Origin of the sequence: Methylophaga sp. UBA4204, assembly GCF_002379485.1 — a bacterium.
GTDB lineage: Bacteria > Pseudomonadota > Gammaproteobacteria > Nitrosococcales > Methylophagaceae > Methylophaga.
The window spans coordinates 5,990-22,837 of the sequence record NZ_DFTU01000060.1 but is presented as its reverse complement, the minus strand read 5'-3'; the positions used below and the strand labels follow the sequence as shown (position 1 = coordinate 22,837).

The following is a 16,848-nucleotide window of genomic DNA, read 5'->3' as shown; positions in this document are numbered from 1 at the left end:
TTCACAGTCGCCAACGCAAGACTATCCGCCCGCAGTGCCCGGGGATATTTGAAAGTCGCCAAGTTAACACGGCAGATGTTACAAAGCATTCCGCTCATTGCCGCACAATCCCATAGTGACCGCGATCGTTTTGTTCAACTGGGTGCACATAAAGACAAAGTCCACGCCGTGGGAAACCTGAAATATGAAATCAGTTTACCGGCCAGTGTTATCGAGCGTGCAGAGTCAATACGAGCATTATGGGGAAATCGATCCGTATTTATTGCCGCCAGCACCCATGAGGGCGAAGAAGAGCTAATACTGGATGCAGCCCGCAAAATCCGTGGCCAGTTTCGTGATTTATTATTAATCATCGTTCCACGTCATCCTGAACGCTTTGATCGGGTGACAGCACTGTGCCGTCGTTCTGGTTTAAATACACTGCGCAGAAGTGATGGCAAGCCTTGTAGTAGCCAGGTTCAAGCGCTGGTGGTTGATAGCATGGGCGAATTATCCGTTTTTTATGGTACAGCAGATGTTGCTTTTGTTGGGGGTAGCCTGGTGAATCATGGCGGTCACAATATATTAGAACCGGCTGCGCTTTCCCGCCCCGTTATCACCGGCCCTCATTATTTTAACTTTCTTGAAATAACCAGACAGTTTCTCGAACATCATGCGGCTATTGAGGTAAAAAACACTGAACAATTAGCGGATTCCGTCATTGCGTTATTAAAAGATCCTCAACGTCGCGCTGAAATGGGAGATGCGGGTAAACACCTGATTGAACAAAGTAAAGGTGCCAGCCAGCGCTTACTCAACCTCATTGATGTTCATATCAGTCATGTTCAACGATGAGTATTGGATGCGTCAGGCATTATTACTGGCGCATCAGGCAGAACAACATGGCGAGGTACCGGTTGGTGCGATTATCGTCCATCAGGATGAACTCATTGGTACCGGGTGGAATCAACCTATCAGCCAACTGGATCCCACGGCGCATGCCGAGATTGTTGCTTTACGTGCAGCCTGTCTCAACCAACAGAACTATAGACTCCCCGGTTCCACAATGTATATCACGCTGGAGCCCTGCATCATGTGTGCTGGTGCGATTGTTCATGCCAGAATTGAGCGAGTAGTTTTCGCTGCTACTGAACCGAAAACCGGTGCAGCGGGCAGTTGTATGGATATTTTTAATACCAGTCAGTTAAACCATCGTGTTCAATATGAACATGGTGTGTTAGCTGAAGAAAGCAGTAAGCTGCTGAAGGATTTCTTTCGCGGGAAGCGATAGACATCACATTTTCCTGTTCATTAATTGTAAGTTTTGGGAAATTTGATGTGCAAAGCCTTCCTTATGTAGGATAATTTCATGCCCTACTGTCAGAGTGAAGTTTTGAAAAAGCTAATTTTTCTCCTTTGCATGCTCTGCGTATTAAACGCTTGCAACTCCTCCAGTAATCAACTGGAGCAAATCCTGGAGCGTGGTGAACTTCGTGTGGTGAGTCGCTATGGTTTGACCAGTTATTATAATAATGGTGGTGAACTGGCGGGATTTGAGTTTGAACTGGCGCAACGGTTTGCCGATTTTCTCGGTGTTGATCTCAAAGTGACCGTTCCCGATAACCTCAGCAAAACCCTCGATATGATTGAAAACGGTCAGGCAGATATTGCTGCTGCGGGCTTAACAATAACCCGGGCCCGGCAAAACAGATTACGGTTTGGCCCAATTTATCATGAAGTCACTCAACAGCTTATTTACCGTCATGGCAGCCAGAAACCGCGAGATATCACCGAAATCAGCACCGGTCAGTTAGAAATTGTTGCTAATAGCAGCCATGCTGAACAGCTTGCTAATCTTCAACAGGAAATACCATTGTTGTCTTGGACCGAAAACCAGACGATAGACACCAGCGGGTTACTTGAGCTGGTTCAGCTCGAACTTATTGATTACACCATCGTTGACTCTAATGAGATGGCTGCCAGCCATAGTCTTTATCCCGAACTAAGAGTGGCTTTTGATATATCGGATCCCCAGCCATTAGCCTGGGGTATGCGTCGCAATGATGATATGAGTTTACAACTTGCGGTAAATGCTTTTTTTGAAGAAATAGAAAGTTCGGGCTATCTGGATCAATTAATTGAAAAGTATTTCGGTCATATCCGTCGTTTCGATTATGTCGATTCGCGTGCCATTCACCGTCGTATTCAGACGCATCTCCCTCAATATGAATCCACTTTTAAAGCTGCTGCATTAGCCTATGGTTATGATTGGCGCTTTCTCGCAGCAGTTGCCTATCAGGAATCACACTGGAATCCAGATGCCGTTTCCAGTACTGGCGTACGTGGCTTGATGATGCTGACTCAAGCCACTGCAAATGAAATGGGCGTCAGCGAGCGGGAAGATCCTGTGCAGAGTATCTTTGCCGGCACAGCTTATCTGACTATTATGAAAACCCGTTTACCGGAGCGGATCGCTGAGCCGGATCGTACCTGGTTAGCGTTAGCTGCTTATAATATTGGTATGGGGCATTTGGAAGACGCAAGAGTCTTGACGGAAAAAAATGGCGGCAATCCTGACCGCTGGGCTGATGTTCGCGAAAACCTGCCTTTACTTGCCAAACAGAAGTGGTTCAGCCAAACACGTCATGGATATGCACGTGGCGCCGAGCCGGTGCGTTACGTCGGTAATATCCGACGTTATTACGATATTATGTTGCACCATGATGAAGTCAATCAAAATGCTTCCACCCCACCCGCTGAAATTAATGAAACACTTCCAGCAGCATTATAAAAAAGGCCGGTTGCTTTCGCTAACCGGCCTTACCTGCTCTAACAAAACTCGCTTTATTTTTCTGCTTCAACTTTTTCAATCAAATACTCAACCACATTAAGCATTTCAGTCATCCCACCTGCCAGCGGTGCGTCAGTAAAATAACGTCCATCAACGATAATAACTGGAACACCCTGAACGCCAGATGTTTGGCTGATGATCAGTGCTTTTTTTACGTTGGTTTTGACAGTAAACGAATTCATCGTTTCAACGAATTTCTCACGATCAATCCCCTGCTCTTCAACAAAATCGAGCAAACGATCTTCAGTATCGAGACGACGCTTATCAATATGAATCGCATTAAATAATGCTTTATGCAACTTTTCAGAATCACCCGTTATTTGTGCAGCATAAAACACTCTTGCTAACTGCAACCAACTGTCACGGAAAATAGCCGGTACCTGAGTAAATTTCACATTTTCAGGCAAGGTTTCTTTCCATTGCATGATTTGTGAGTCCAAATTAAAACAATGTGGACAGGAGTACGAGAACAACTCAATGACTTCAATGTGTTCATTTGAGGTATTTTTCGCCATACGCTCAGTGGTAGGCTTATAGTGTTCACCCTCTTTGTAGCTTGTTGAATCAGCTGACACAGAAAAAGGCATTAATAATGCCGCTGTGGTGAGTAACAAAGCACGAATTGATCTCGTCATTTCAATATCCTTAAATTTTTTAATTACAAACTGCCATAAGAATGAAGGCCAGACAGAAACATATTGACACCCAGAAAGGCAAATAAGGTCACGAACAATCCAACAATTGCCCACCAGGCCATTGGTTTACCATTCCATCCTTTTGTCATGCGCATATGCAACCAGGCTGCGTAGTTTAGCCAGACAATCAAAGCCCAGGTCTCTTTCGGATCCCAAGACCAGTAACCGCCCCACGCTTCAGCAGCCCACAAAGCCCCTAGAATCGTCGCCACCGTAAAAAAGGCAAAGCCCAGGGCAATGCTTTTATACATCAGATCATCCATCATTGTCAGTGGCGGCATGGCTTTGACCAACCCACTGTCCGGATTTTTTTCACTACGCCAGCTGACCAATAAATAAGCGATGCCAATCATGGCCGCCATAGCAAACGCACCGTATCCTATAAAATTGGCTGGTACATGAATTTTCATCCAGTAACTTTGTAATGCCGGGACTAATGGCTGAATTTCGTGGGCATTGCGTTCAAATGCATACCAAAGCTGAAATATCACAGCAGCAGAGATAACCAGCAAGACGAATCCACCCAGACTACGCACTTGATACCGACGTTCGTAGAACAGATACAGTAAAGCCGTTACGACAGCAAACAGAATAAAGACTTCGTAAAGATTGCTGACAGGAATGTAGCCAATATCAGCACCCATCATATGCGTTTCACGCCAGCGAACCATCAGCCCTGTCATCCCAAAGGTCGTCGCAATCCAGGTAAATACGCTACCAACTTTTTCGGTATAGTCAGATCTGAAAATCAACCCACCAAAATAGGTAAATGTGGCGGCGATAAAAAATACACTCATCCACATAATGGCTGACTGGCTGGCCAGCATGTATTTGAGCAATCCGTTAGTTTCAGCAGCCTCCAGATTGGTACCGTATAACTGCAAGGCAATTAGACTGAGCATAGCAACAGCGATAGCGTGACCGCGGAAGCCGGGCCAATGATTGCCGACAAAGCCCATGCTAATAGCCGTAAACATCAGGATTGAGACCTCATATACGTCCAGCACTTCATGATAAACAGACAAAATACCAATGGTTGCCAGTAATAAAAGTGCATACCACCACCAGGTATGGGCAGCAGGTTTTGTCATGATTTCAGTATTCGTTGTCATAGGTTTCTCATACTCTTTAACGCTTTCATTAAGAACCTGGCTCCAGGTTGGAGTTCCCGGTTTTAGTTGCTAAAACAGTTTGTTGCTCATTGAAAAATGTATTAAACTCGCGGGCATTTCGATTTGTCGAACCTGCCAATATAATTTCCGTGTGTTCAGCACCCTCTTCCACCCATGCCCATAAGCGTCTCTGTGGAAGATAGAACAGTAAAAACACACCGATTATCAATAGCGCACAACCGAAATACACCACATTCTTTCCTGGGGCTTTGGCAATTTGCAGGCCGGTCGATTGAACATGTTCAAAATCAGTCAGCTGCAAAAAGACCGGCGAACCGTAACGTGATAAGGTGCCAATTGTATCCACACTATCCTGTAAAAACAGTAACTGGTCGTTGGTCACAGTTTGCGGAGTAATGCCATCCATGCTGAAATAAATCCGCGCCAGCATCTCCCGTAACATGCCCAGATAAGCAGGCGCCAGATTGTCACGCTCGGCGTCAGGAAGATTGTTATCAATGAAATCCCTGACCTCATCAAAACCACCCCTGACAAACATGGTGATCAATGTTTCGAGGGTTTGCTGCAAACTGGCTTCAAGAGCTTCATCACGTTCTGGCAACATTGCCAACGCTTCTTTCATCATCGAATTGGCAATATCTGATACCAGCTCTTCATCACGTAATAACGCTGAATAATTCAAGAACTGCTGCAAGCTTCCATCTTCATCTACAGGTAAATAGAGGTAGGCAAAGGATTCTGCAGGACTGTTACGAACACCACTTAAATAGTATTCGCGACCATCACGCTCAACCGGAAACATATAGTTTTCGTATTCTCTGGCTTCACCAGTCTCTGTACGTAACTTAAACGTAAAATTCGGACCAAAATCACGTAAATTTCGCTCATCTTCTTCTGTCGGATCAGGGTTGATATTAAACGGCCGGAAACTGGTCATTTCCAGCTGCATGGTTTCTTCTCCCCACAGCATTTGACGATTTTCAAATACTTTGGTTTGGATAGAAACAGGCTCAGTCCCGGCACGGCTATCAAGAGGCCATGCATCGATACTAAGCGAAGAACCACCGTCACTGAAACTGGATTGATAGATCGAGTGGCCTCGATAAATTAATGGGTGGTTTACCGCAATAGTAGATTCAAAGGGTTCCGCCAGTTGATCGTCGTGAATCACTAAATCCGATTCAAAAGATTTTGGCTGACCATTGGGATAATGTTCGATTCGGAAATCTTTTACTTCAATACGAAAAGGCAGGGCTTGCAACAAATAACCGTCACGAACCGGTAAAAAAACTACTTCTGCCGCCTTGCCTTCCGGGATACTTACACTCCCCCTAAAACCCTGACTACCAACTGCAAGACGACTTTCTGCAGGTATTTCACGGATCGAAAGATCGCGGGTCTCAATTTTGATTTCACCGCGCCATTCGGCAAATTTTAATGGCATGTTGCTATCAAACAGACCACCAACACAGATCACCACAATGGCAATATGGGTAAACAGGTAGCCGAGACGGTTCATACCGCCACGCATTGCAGAAATTAATACAGCATCATCTTGTTTAACCGTTTGTCTACTGCGGAACCCCAGTTTTTTGAATTCCTGCTGCAAATCATTTGCTACTGAAGGCATGGTTGCATTTGATTGCCACTGAGCACTGTGATGCATAGCTTTTAAGGATTTTTTCTGCACATTAGTGCGTAACTGCCACATTTCTTTAGCCATCGCCGGAAAATGACGAATTACACAAACCGATGTGGAAATGACAAGCAATGCAAGTATGGCGATAAACCAGATAGAACTGTAAACATCATAAAGCCCAAGCTGTTCAAATACTTCAAACCAGAAAGGACCAAATTTAATGACATAATCAGCATAGGGCTGGTTTTGCTGTAGAACAGTGCCGATAACAGAGGCAATGGCAAGTGTCAGCAATAACGTAATTGCCAACTCCATAGAGCCAAGAAATAAAAATAATCGGCGAGAGTAGCTGTTGTGGGAGTTATCTTTCGGGGTAACTTCAGACATGAAATTGCTCAAACATGAGCCGATGAGTTACTCCGGTGCAATCAGAATCATTGTCACCGGAGCTTATCAGCAATTAATGCAGACCGGATACATAAGCGGAAACCGCTTTAATTTCTTCCTCAGTCAACTTGGAAGCAATATCACGCATCATTCCATTAGGATCGTTATGACGTTCACCATTTGCAAAAGCGTGTAATTGCGATTCTGTATAGGCACGATATTGAGCAGATAGTTTCGGCCATTTCGCCGCGGGCATACCACTGCCATTGGGACCATGGCATGCCATGCAGGCAGGCACCCCGGATTCGCTATTGCCGCCACGATAAATCTGTTTTCCCAGTTCCAGCAAGTCTTCGCTCACGGCGCCCGGCGCAGTTTCTTTGCTGGCAAAATAAGCCGCCAAATCAGCCATATCCTGTTCCGACAGGTTGGCCACCATCGGCGCCATTATGGCGTTTTTACGTTTACCACTTTTGAATTCGACTAGCTGTTTGTAGAGGTAACTGGCATGTTGTCCAGCCAGTTTTGGGTACATATCAGAAGGACTGTTACCATCAGCACCATGACAGGCAGCGCACACAGCTGATTTTGTTTTGCCAGCGGAAATGTCTCCTGTGGCAAAAACAAGTGGTGAACTCGATACACCCACCCCAAACACCACTGCAAAAATAAATTTTTTCATTGTCGTTCCTGGCTACTAACTTTCGGATACAAAACTTTCGGTATGCTACTCTTATTGGCACTTTTTTGCACCTGGAAAGACTGACATGTCAGAGTTATACCGAAGCGCACATTATACTGTCAGCGCCACACAATTGTCTCAACTGCCACCTGACTCAGGTTTCGAAGTAGCTTTTGCGGGCCGCTCAAATGCCGGAAAATCCAGCGCAATCAACACCATCACAGGAATCAAAGCTCTGGCGCGAATAAGTAAGACACCAGGAAGAACACAAATGATCAATTTTTTTCATCTGGACGATGAAAGAGCCATGGTAGATCTTCCCGGTTATGGTTATGCCAAAGTCCCGGAAAAGATGAAGCTTAAATGGCAAGCCACCCTGAGCAAATATCTGGAAACGCGCCAATCGTTGCGCGGATTAATGCTGATGATGGATATTCGACATCCATTAAAAAACTTTGACCTACAAATGCTGGACTGGGCAAAACAGGCTGAACTGCCGATTCATATTTTACTCACCAAGTCGGATAAATTGGGACGCGGTGCTGGGGGTAATGCCCTGCAACAGGTTCGTAAAGAATTAAAAGATGCTGGGTTGGAAGCATCGGTACAATTATTCTCTTCTTTAAATCATCAGGGACGTGATGAAGCGATTCAGGTACTTGATAATTGGTTTGAATTATCGACCGCCGAACAGCAATAGAATATTTTTCTTTCTGTTCGCTGAAAATTTATGCTTCAGGTGATGGCAGATGTCATCACTCTCTGCTAACGTTTACGGCATTGGGACATGCAGTGCTAACATAACATTTCCAGTTCAATGCTGAACCTGCCGCTTAATGGCAATGTTGCCAGAGCTGGTTCCCTATCCCCGATTTTTTCCATAACGATGCCCATTCAAGGATTCCGCTATGACGCCAAGATATACTCCGATTACCACCCCGCTGCCTGAACTTTATCAGACATCAAAACTGGGGATGAATACGCTTGCATTAACTGAGGATTTCAAACGCTATTTCGGTATTTACCTTGGTCAGGACAAGGGCTGTGCTTCAGGTCATTACCTGTATGCAGCTATGGCCCATACACTGCGTGACCGGCTGTTTGAAAGAATGAAAAATACCAAACACACCTATGCCGATTCGCGCTGCAAACAGGCTTATTACCTGTCCATGGAATTTTTAATGGGCCGCGCCACCGGCAATGCCGCTTTAAACCTTGGCATTGAAGAACCGTTGAAAAAAGCGCTGGTCAATCTGGGACTCGAATATGAAGAACTTGCCGAATTTGAACATGATGCCGGTTTGGGTAATGGGGGGCTAGGTCGTCTGGCTGCATGTTTTATTGATAGCTGTGCCACCCTGCAACTACCGGTTACGGGATATGGCTTGCGTTATGAATACGGCATGTTCCAACAAAAAATTGAAAATGGCCGCCAACAGGAAATGCCGGATCACTGGTTGCGTGATGGTAATCCATGGGAATTGGAACGGCCTGAATACACTCAACGTGTCAAATTTGGTGGACATACCGAGTTACATCGTAACAGTAGTGGTCAAATGGAAATTCAGTGGGTTGATACCAATGATGTACTGGCTGTTCCATATGACTTACCTATTCCCGGCTATCAGAATGGCACCGTCAATCGTTTGCGGTTGTGGAAAGCAGCGGCTACCGATGAGTTTAACCTAGAAGATTTTAATGCCGGTTCGTATACAGAAGCGGTTGCAGCGAAAAATGAAGCTGAAAATATCAGCATGGTTTTGTACCCAAACGATGCCAGTGAAAATGGTAAAGAGTTACGTTTACGCCAACAGTATTTCCTGGCCTCAGCCAGTCTGCAGGATATTCTGGATTACTGGGTGACGACTCATGATGGCAACTTTGAAAATTTTGCCGATAAAAACGTCTTTCAACTGAACGATACTCATCCTACTGTTGCCGTTGCAGAACTGATGCGCCTGCTTATGGATGAACATCAATTAGGCTGGGATAAAGCCTGGCAAATCACTACCAAAACTATGGCCTACACCAACCATACTTTGTTACCCGAAGCACTGGAACGATGGCCGGCAAACCTGTTTGGTCGTCTACTGCCTCGCATTCTGGAAATAATTTACGAAATCAATGCCCGATTCCTCAGGGAAGTGGCTAATCATTGGCCTGGCGATAAAGAGCGGCTGGCACGTATGTCTATTATTGAAGAAGGTGCCCAGCAACAGGTCCGAATGGCTCATTTGGCCATTATCGGCAGTTTTTCCGTCAATGGTGTTGCAGCCTTACATTCTGAATTACTGAAAAAAGGCTTGTTTGCAGACTTCTATCAGTTATGGCCGGACAAATTTAACAACAAAACTAACGGTGTGACCCAACGCCGCTGGATGGCCTGGTGTAATCCGGTGTTAAGTCAACTGATTAGCGAAACCATTGGGGATAAATGGATTACCCGCCTTACTGAGCTGGAAAACCTCGCTCCACTGGCGCATGACAAAGATTTTCAGAAAGCCTGGCACGAAGCCAAATATGAGAATAAAAAACGTTTAGCGGCATTAGTCGAAAAACAATGTGGCGTGGTGTTTAACCCGGAAGCCATGTTTGATATTCAGGTGAAACGCATTCATGAATATAAACGCCAACTATTAAATGTTTTGCATGTCATTCATCTTTACGATCAGATTAAACGCGGTAAAACTGATGGATTACCCAAACGCTGTGTTTTATTTGGTGGTAAGGCAGCCCCAGGTTATGTCATGGCAAAACAAATCATCAAGCTGATTAATAATGTTGCTGATGTTGTAAACAATGATCCAGATGTGGGCGATTGGCTGAAAGTTGTTTTTTTCCCCAACTATCAGGTTTCTGTAATGGAAGTTATCTGCCCCGCAGCAGATTTATCGGAACAGATTTCTACAGCCGGTAAAGAGGCTTCCGGTACCGGCAATATGAAATTTATGATGAATGGTGCTATTACCATTGGTACGCTGGATGGGGCAAATATCGAAATTCGCGAAGAAGTTGGTGATGATAACTTTTTCCTGTTTGGTTTATCTGAAGAAGAAGTTGCAGAAAATCGAGGGCATTATAATCCACAGTCTATTATTGAGAATGATGCTGATTTGAAACGCGTGGTGGACTTATTAACCGGCGGCCATTTCAATCAGTTTGAGCCGGGCTGCTTCGATAACATTATTAATGCCTTTACCAGTTCAAATGACCCCTGGATGACCGTAGCAGATTTCCGCAGTTATATAGATGCTCAGAAACAGGCCGGACAGGCTTATCTGGATAAAGAGCGCTGGACAGCTATGAGTATTATCAATGCAGCTAACAGCGGTAAATTTTCAACTGACAGAACCATGGAAGAATACAATCAGGGTATCTGGAAGCTGGAAAAAATTGCGCCACATCCAGATAGCTGATACCGGATAGAAAAACCCCACTGTCATTAACCATATAGGTGTATTGGCAGTGGGTTTCTATTTTTCCTGTGGTTTAAGACAAGCAAAGTCCGTATAATTCGCGCTGTCAGCAATCACACAAAGCGCCTGTAGCTCAGTTGGATAGAGTGTCGGTTTCCGAAGCCGAAGGTCACAGGTTCAATTCCTGTCAGGCGCACCAATTTTTACTTAACTCTCTTCTCTGGCCACGCGTTATCAGTTTGATTCAGCCCCTGCATGAATATTGGGTTCTAATTGGCCATATTGATCAAGTTTGTTATATAAAGTCTTAACGGTAATGCCAAGCTGCTTGGCTGCCTTGGTTTTATTTTGCTGACAGGCTTCTAATGTCGACAGAATCAGGCTTTTTTCAGCATCTTTAATCGAAGTACCGGGCCCGATATCATTTTCTATTGCAGAGTGGCCGTTGCCAAAATCAGGTAGATCATCAACGGTTATTACATCTTCTGCCAATATATGCGCCCGTTCAACACAATGTTTAAGCTCTCTGACATTTCCCGGCCAACTATATTGAGCAAAAATATCCAGTACATCATCGGAAAATACTTTGCCTGAATTTGTCGCTTCATTTCGGTAAGCGAGGAAATGTTTGGCCAGCTCAATGACATCATTGTCCCGCTGCCGTAACGGAGGAAGTTTGATGGGAAAATGTGCCAGACGAAAATAGAGATCCTCACGCAGAAAACCGGCTTCAATCGCTTCTTCTGGTTCACGATTGGTCGCGGCAATAATCCTTACTTTGGATTGCCGCACCACATCACTTCCTACTCGACGAAACTCACCACTTTCCAATACTCTCAGCAGTTTACTTTGTAATGCCAGAGGCATCTCAGTGATTTCATCCAGTAATAACGTGCCGTTGCCGCCTTGTTCAAAAAAGCCGATATGTTGGTTTACTGCCCCGGTAAACGCACCTTTCTCATGACCAAATAATTCGCTTTCAATAAGATCTGCAGCCAACGCCGCACAATTGACTGAAACCATCGGTTCGTTAGCTCTTTCACTTTGTTCATGAATTGTTCTGGCAGCAACTTCTTTACCACAGCCACTTTCGCCTATCAGAAATACACTGGCATCTGTCTGGCTGACACGTCGTATCAAACGATAAAGCTTATGCATAGCAGCAGAGGAGCCCAGAAGCGAGCCATATTGATCAAGTGTGGAGGTAAGTGTGGCAGTCTGACGGTTTTTTTTCAGCTGTTTGAATTCTGTAGCAAATTCCTGGGCCACTTCAATGAGGGGGGTGAAGTCGCTCATCTGTCGAAAATGATAAGCCCCCCCTTTACTCATCATTAAGTCCAACCATTTATTGGGTAAACCGTCACTTAATAAAATCCAGTCAGCAGTAGTTTGCAAAGGATGTGTTTCGAATAATTTATAGTCAGACTCAGTGGCTTTTTGGGGGGCATAGATAACCAAATCTGCTTGATAATCTTGCTCACTCAAGTCTGCAACCTGAACTAAACTAAAGTTACAGGCAGAAAGCAGTTTGCTCAATTTCGCTGATAAGATTTCATCAGTTGTGATTAACAGTAATTTTGGCATAAGACCCGTTTTTAAATAATAATTAAATTCGAGTCTAACATGCGGATTTTATAGATTTCTTAACATAGATAAAGAGGTTGAAACTTAATGTTTCAACCTCTTTTATGGAATAGCTGATTAGTCAACCTATGCGGCGATGATGTCGTTTATCACTTTTTAATCTTAGCAAACGATCCTGACTTAATTGTATATTCGCCAGATGGCCTGCAAGATAAGATGACATTTGCCGATCGTGCATTCTTCTTACATAAATTTTAAAAATTTCCAATGAATGCATTTCCATTGATTCCAAATCAGCAAGACAATCTTTATCAATTACATCCTCACATGTTCCATATGCAACTTTGTAGATTGCCCGCATTGTTAACGCTAACTCACTACTGGAAGGCTGAGTATCCTTGAGCCCGGCAAAACGCTTGTTAATATCGTCAACAATTTCAGCCCGTACCAGAGCCATTTCACGCAACAACATTCTTATTTCACTGCTGACCACTTTCCTTGCGGTCATATCGTAGAAGTTGCGTCCATCTGCACAGATACTCTTCAACTCCTGAATAAGTTGCTGATCTCTGTTATTCAACATGTGACATTCAGTTTGTTACAACGAGTTCATCTTTGACTTCAACAACCTTGTCATAACCTTTCGCCATTTCGACCGCCAGATCTTTTTCGGCCTCATTTTTCACGTTACCTTTCAATGTGACAACGCCATTGTCGGTTGAGACTTCAATGGCAGTGGCTTCAAGCTCATCATGAGCAGCAAGCTCCATCTTAAGTCCGGCAGTTACAGTCATATCATGCCATGCACGGCTAAAAGATTTATCATCGTCGTTATCTTCATTACGATAGTTTTTATCAACCGTCAGGTTATTTTTAACCTCAGAGATACCTTCAATATTTTTTGCAATTTCACCAGCCAGCTCTTTTTGCGTCTGGTTGTTCACTTCACCACTTAAAACTGCAACCCCACTTTCAATATCCGTATCAATTTTAAAATTATTCAGTTCGGTGTTCAGCAATAATGATGTTTCTAATTTGCCATCCAGCCAAGCATCATTAGCCTCACCTTGCCAGTCATTTGCTAGCACAGGGGTAGTAACTAAGGTAGCTGCGGTCAAAATTGCTAAATGGTTCATTTTAATTTTCATCATTTATCTCCTAATTGATTTAATGTCACTCACTAGACAGGTGCTATAACCATGCCAAGTATATAAACCAAATAAATTCATGGGGTTACTCAACTCCCCCACTTTAAATACATTAATAATCATGAATAAATTACAAGCTTTATCAGGAAAATATTCATGTTTAACAAAAAAGACGCCTTTCGGCGTCTTTGGAGCTAGTGGAATCCAGCAAAAAGCGTTCTATTTGGTAAGCGCTTCAACTTCCTTTTCTGCCTGATCTTTTGCCAGGCCATATCGCTCCTGCAGGAGACCAACCAATTGCTGGGCATTACCTTTTGTTTGTTCAATTTCATCATCCGTTAAGTCACCCCAGTTTTCACGAAGTTTACCTTTAACTTGAGTCCATTTACCTTCTGCAATATCAATATTCATTTTTTTCTCCTTATAGCTCAAAAAGTCTGACACCTAAGGTCTTTTAATACCAAAGGCTCTTGCTGAACTCAGCATTAAATAAATGCACTAAAGCTCAATACAGATTCAGCAAAACATCAGTCTCTTTGAAAGTTACAGAAATCATGCCAATACGATATCTATTTGTTTTCGTTATTAAATCTTGGGGAATTAATAAAAAGAGGCACTAAACCGTGGTAGAAATAACATGGTGAAATGTAAAATTTTCAACGCTTCAGCGTTTTAAAACTAATCATTTAGTTGCAACTCAAATTACGTTCTTTACCACTTCACTCAAAACAGCAGACACAAAAAAGGCCCGGTTAAGGGCCTTTTTCATTTCAACTAAAGTTCTAGTTATTATGGGTTAACAACAAAATCAACACGACGGTTAAGAGCACGACCTGCATCAGTTTCATTGTTAGCGATTGGATGATTTTCACCCATACCAACTGGAATCAGGTTGTTGCCGTTAACACCTCTTGACGTGAGATAGTCAACCACTGACTCTGCACGACGTTGTGATAAGTTTTGGTTATATGCTTCAGTACCAATACTATCTGTATGACCTTCAACACGTACTTCAACCACTTCATCACTGTTCAACAAAGCATCTACTGCTTCATCAAGAGTTGATTGAGCTTCAGGAGTTAGTGTTGCTTTATCAAATTCAAAGTGAACGTCATTCAATGACAGAATGGTTTCACCGGCGATTGGACATCCATCCTGGTCAACGATTACACCTTCTGGCGTATTTGGGCAAAGATCTTTGTAATCCGCTACGCCATCTCTGTCTGAATCAATTGGGCAACCAACATCATCAACTGTTACACCAGCTGGTGTGTTAGCACACATATCGATACCATCGACAACACCATCATTGTCTGAATCCATTGCACAACCATTGGCATCAAGCAATGCACCTGGAACTGGCTCATGCTCACACATCATTTTTTCTGCTGCTACTTCTTCTGCCTGGGCTTCATCAGTTGGGCAAAGTAATAATGCCAACATTGCACCGACTGCTGCGCCACCTACAGCACCAGAGCCACCACTTGCCGCTGCACCGACTGCTGCGCCACCAACGGCACCGCCAAGAGCAGAACACAAAGTATAATCTTGATACGCACGCTGGTTTGGACCTGCACAACCAGCCAGCAAACCAATCGTCAGCAATGCTGCCGTTAATTTAACTGTAATATTCATAGTTTTAGTTCCTTTAGATTTATTGCTTAGTTGGTAATCGTTTCTTGATATCTTGGCTGACACGGTGGTTAATCCATGTGTTCAGATTCAGGTATCATAATAATACGATTTACATTTGGAGTGTAACATATTAAAAAAAAGGCATATTTAATCTTAGTTATGTCCCTGAAAATTAAAAGCGGCTATCCATTGGGTCGCTTTCCATTTCTAGGGATAAAGCTTGGGCACCAGCGTCCACAGGGAGTTCACCAGTTTCCGAGCCTAACTTGATCATCAACCTTACTTCATTACTTGAATCAGCATTTCGCAATGCGTCTTCATATGAGATTTCTCCAGCTTTATACAAATCATATAAAGACTGATCGAACGTTTGCATCCCCAATTCCCGAGAACGTTTCATAACATCCTTGATTTCCGCAACCTTACCCTTTTCGAGCAAATCTCCAATTAATGGCGTATTGAGCAGGACTTCAACTGCCACCGCCCGTCCTGAACCATCTTTTTTTGGAATCAGCCGTTGTGCCACAACAGCTTTAAGGTTGAGAGACAAATCAAGAAATAATTGCTGGTGCCGGTCTTCCGGAAAAAAGTTAATAACCCTTTCCATCGCCTGATTGGCATTATTGGCGTGAAGGGTTGATAAACACAGGTGACCGGTTTCAGCAAATGAAATACCGTAATCCATAGTATCACGACTTCTGATTTCACCAATCATAATGACATCTGGTGCCTGTCGCAATGAATTTTTCAATGCCACTTCGTAGGAGTCGGTATCCACCCCCACTTCTCGCTGCGTGACGACACATCCTGCGTGTTTATGATCAAATTCAATCGGGTCTTCAATCGTTAAAATGTGACCGGTACTGTTTTGATTACGATAACCAATCATCGCCGCCAGTGTGGTTGACTTACCACTTCCGGTGGCCCCCACAAACATCACCAGGCCACGCTTGGTCATTGCAAGTTCTTTAATGATTTCAGGAACATGAAGTTCTTCAATGGTGGGGATTTCCCCTTTTACCAGACGCAAGACCATAGCGATTCGACTGCGCTGATACAGTGCACTGACCCGAAAACGGCCGGCACCTTTGGTATCGATAGCGTAATTACATTCCTTATCGCGTTCAAAAGTACGTTTTTGTTCATCGTTCATGGTGCTCAACACCAATTCACGGGCTTCTTCTTCAGTTAAAGGTTCCTGCGAAAGTGTTGCCATACGGCCATTTACTTTCAAGGTGGCTGGACGGCCTGAAGTAATAAAAATATCTGAGGCTTCGTGTTTTACCGCAGCTTTAAGAATAGTGACTATTTCCATCATGATCTCCTAACGGAACAGATCCTTGTTCACGGCACGGGGTAATGCTTCATGCTTGGTAATTTGCTGACGACGTACCAAATCCTGTAAACACTGATCCAATGTCTGCATTCCTAAGGCACCACCTGTTTGAATTGAAGAATACATTTGCGGGACTTTATCTTCACGAATCAGATTACGGATAGCCGGCGTACCAATCATAATTTCATGTGCCGCAATGCGCCCCCCTCCGACTTTCTTCAATAGCGTCTGGGAAATAACCGCACGTAAGGATTCTGACAACATGGAACGTACCATATCCTTTTCCGCCGCCGGAAACACATCAATAATACGGTCTATGGTTTTTGCCGCTGATGAGGTATGCAGGGTGCCAAATACCAGGTG

Annotated in this window: 15 protein-coding genes, 1 tRNA gene and 1 pseudogene; 6 read left to right on the top strand and 11 right to left on the bottom strand. The window is 43.9% G+C overall.

Translation table 11 applies throughout. From position 1 onward, the window contains the following. The 3 genes from B3182_RS08615 to mltF form a co-directional block, all read left to right on the top strand. Positions 1-834 (top strand): 3-deoxy-D-manno-octulosonic acid transferase (locus tag B3182_RS08615; RefSeq protein ID WP_292752364.1); only part of this gene is annotated, 834 nt, incomplete at its 5' end. Positions 835-841: 7 nt separating this feature from the next. After that, entirely contained in the window at positions 842-1,270 is a 429-nt protein-coding gene (tadA, locus tag B3182_RS08610; RefSeq protein WP_292411275.1) for a tRNA adenosine(34) deaminase TadA, read from the top strand. 78 nt (positions 1,271-1,348) lie between these two features. Then, entirely contained in the window at positions 1,349-2,770 is a 1,422-nt protein-coding gene (mltF, locus tag B3182_RS08605; protein ID WP_292356499.1) for a membrane-bound lytic murein transglycosylase MltF, read from the top strand. A gap of 53 nt (positions 2,771-2,823) precedes the next feature. Here mltF and B3182_RS08600 read toward each other — a convergent pair whose 3' ends face one another. From B3182_RS08600 to B3182_RS08585, 4 genes are all read right to left on the bottom strand, one after another. Then, positions 2,824-3,465 carry a thiol:disulfide interchange protein DsbA/DsbL gene (locus B3182_RS08600; RefSeq protein WP_292356501.1) on the bottom strand — a complete coding sequence of 214 codons (642 nt, stop codon included), beginning with the start codon at positions 3,463-3,465 and terminating at the stop codon, positions 2,824-2,826. Between the two features lie 23 nt (positions 3,466-3,488). Continuing rightward, on the bottom strand, positions 3,489-4,637 hold the full coding sequence (gene ccsB, locus B3182_RS08595) for a c-type cytochrome biogenesis protein CcsB (RefSeq protein WP_292356503.1): 1,149 nt from the start codon (positions 4,635-4,637) through the stop codon (positions 3,489-3,491). A gap of 28 nt (positions 4,638-4,665) precedes the next feature. Then, on the bottom strand, positions 4,666-6,684 hold the full coding sequence (locus tag B3182_RS08590; protein WP_292356504.1) for a cytochrome c biogenesis protein ResB: 2,019 nt from the start codon (positions 6,682-6,684) through the stop codon (positions 4,666-4,668). A gap of 73 nt (positions 6,685-6,757) precedes the next feature. Beyond that, positions 6,758-7,366: a c-type cytochrome gene (locus tag B3182_RS08585; RefSeq protein WP_292356505.1), complete on the bottom strand. Its 609-nt coding sequence runs from the start codon at positions 7,364-7,366 to the stop codon at positions 6,758-6,760. A gap of 85 nt (positions 7,367-7,451) precedes the next feature. Between B3182_RS08585 and yihA the strand changes: the two genes are divergently transcribed. The 3 genes from yihA (at position 7,452) to B3182_RS08570 (ending at position 10,981) form a co-directional block, all read left to right on the top strand. Continuing rightward, positions 7,452-8,066: a ribosome biogenesis GTP-binding protein YihA/YsxC gene (gene yihA / locus B3182_RS08580; protein ID WP_292356508.1), complete on the top strand. Its 615-nt coding sequence runs from the start codon at positions 7,452-7,454 to the stop codon at positions 8,064-8,066. A 208-nt stretch (positions 8,067-8,274) separates the two neighbouring features. Further along, positions 8,275-10,782, top strand: coding sequence for a glycogen/starch/alpha-glucan phosphorylase (locus B3182_RS08575; protein WP_292356510.1), 2,508 nt, complete (start codon positions 8,275-8,277; stop codon positions 10,780-10,782). Positions 10,783-10,904: 122 nt separating this feature from the next. After that, positions 10,905-10,981, top strand: a tRNA-Arg gene (locus B3182_RS08570). A 35-nt stretch (positions 10,982-11,016) separates the two neighbouring features. Here the strand turns inward: B3182_RS08570 and B3182_RS08565 are convergent. From B3182_RS08565 to B3182_RS08535, 7 genes and pseudogenes are all read right to left on the bottom strand, one after another. Then, positions 11,017-12,267, bottom strand: coding sequence for a sigma-54 interaction domain-containing protein (locus B3182_RS08565; RefSeq protein WP_292401231.1), 1,251 nt, complete (start codon positions 12,265-12,267; stop codon positions 11,017-11,019). A gap of 220 nt (positions 12,268-12,487) precedes the next feature. Then, complete coding sequence (locus B3182_RS08560) at positions 12,488-12,949, bottom strand: hypothetical protein (RefSeq protein ID WP_292356514.1); 462 nt, start codon at positions 12,947-12,949, stop codon at positions 12,488-12,490. 7 nt (positions 12,950-12,956) lie between these two features. After that, positions 12,957-13,517, bottom strand: coding sequence for a BON domain-containing protein (locus B3182_RS08555; protein ID WP_292411278.1), 561 nt, complete (start codon positions 13,515-13,517; stop codon positions 12,957-12,959). 216 nt (positions 13,518-13,733) lie between these two features. Then, on the bottom strand, positions 13,734-13,925 hold the full coding sequence (locus tag B3182_RS08550; RefSeq protein WP_292356518.1) for a CsbD family protein: 192 nt from the start codon (positions 13,923-13,925) through the stop codon (positions 13,734-13,736). Between the two features lie 378 nt (positions 13,926-14,303). After that, positions 14,304-15,149, bottom strand: coding sequence for an OmpA family protein (locus B3182_RS08545; protein ID WP_292356519.1), 846 nt, complete (start codon positions 15,147-15,149; stop codon positions 14,304-14,306). Positions 15,150-15,321: 172 nt separating this feature from the next. Beyond that, entirely contained in the window at positions 15,322-16,464 is a 1,143-nt protein-coding gene (locus B3182_RS08540) for a PilT/PilU family type 4a pilus ATPase (protein WP_292356520.1), read from the bottom strand. Between the two features lie 9 nt (positions 16,465-16,473). Next, positions 16,474-16,848, bottom strand: a pseudogene (locus B3182_RS08535) (twitching motility protein PilT); the annotation flags it as partial.

Excerpts from the sequence above, each read along its gene's own strand:
- tadA (WP_292411275.1), top strand. The coding sequence starts at position 842 with ATGCGTCAGGCATTATTACTGGCGCATCAGGCAGAACAACATGGCGAG.
- mltF (WP_292356499.1), top strand. The coding sequence starts at position 1,349 with ATGCCCTACTGTCAGAGTGAAGTTTTGAAAAAGCTAATTTTTCTCCTT.
- B3182_RS08600 (WP_292356501.1), bottom strand. The coding sequence starts at position 3,465 with ATGACGAGATCAATTCGTGCTTTGTTACTCACCACAGCGGCATTATTA.
- ccsB (WP_292356503.1), bottom strand. The coding sequence starts at position 4,637 with ATGACAACGAATACTGAAATCATGACAAAACCTGCTGCCCATACCTGG.
- B3182_RS08590 (WP_292356504.1), bottom strand. The coding sequence starts at position 6,684 with ATGTCTGAAGTTACCCCGAAAGATAACTCCCACAACAGCTACTCTCGC.
- B3182_RS08585 (WP_292356505.1), bottom strand. The coding sequence starts at position 7,366 with ATGAAAAAATTTATTTTTGCAGTGGTGTTTGGGGTGGGTGTATCGAGT.
- yihA (WP_292356508.1), top strand. The coding sequence starts at position 7,452 with ATGTCAGAGTTATACCGAAGCGCACATTATACTGTCAGCGCCACACAA.
- B3182_RS08575 (WP_292356510.1), top strand. The coding sequence starts at position 8,275 with ATGACGCCAAGATATACTCCGATTACCACCCCGCTGCCTGAACTTTAT.
- B3182_RS08560 (WP_292356514.1), bottom strand. The coding sequence starts at position 12,949 with ATGTTGAATAACAGAGATCAGCAACTTATTCAGGAGTTGAAGAGTATC.
- B3182_RS08555 (WP_292411278.1), bottom strand. The coding sequence starts at position 13,517 with ATGATGAAAATTAAAATGAACCATTTAGCAATTTTGACCGCAGCTACC.
- B3182_RS08550 (WP_292356518.1), bottom strand. The coding sequence starts at position 13,925 with ATGAATATTGATATTGCAGAAGGTAAATGGACTCAAGTTAAAGGTAAA.
- B3182_RS08545 (WP_292356519.1), bottom strand. The coding sequence starts at position 15,149 with ATGAATATTACAGTTAAATTAACGGCAGCATTGCTGACGATTGGTTTG.
- B3182_RS08540 (WP_292356520.1), bottom strand. The coding sequence starts at position 16,464 with ATGGAAATAGTCACTATTCTTAAAGCTGCGGTAAAACACGAAGCCTCA.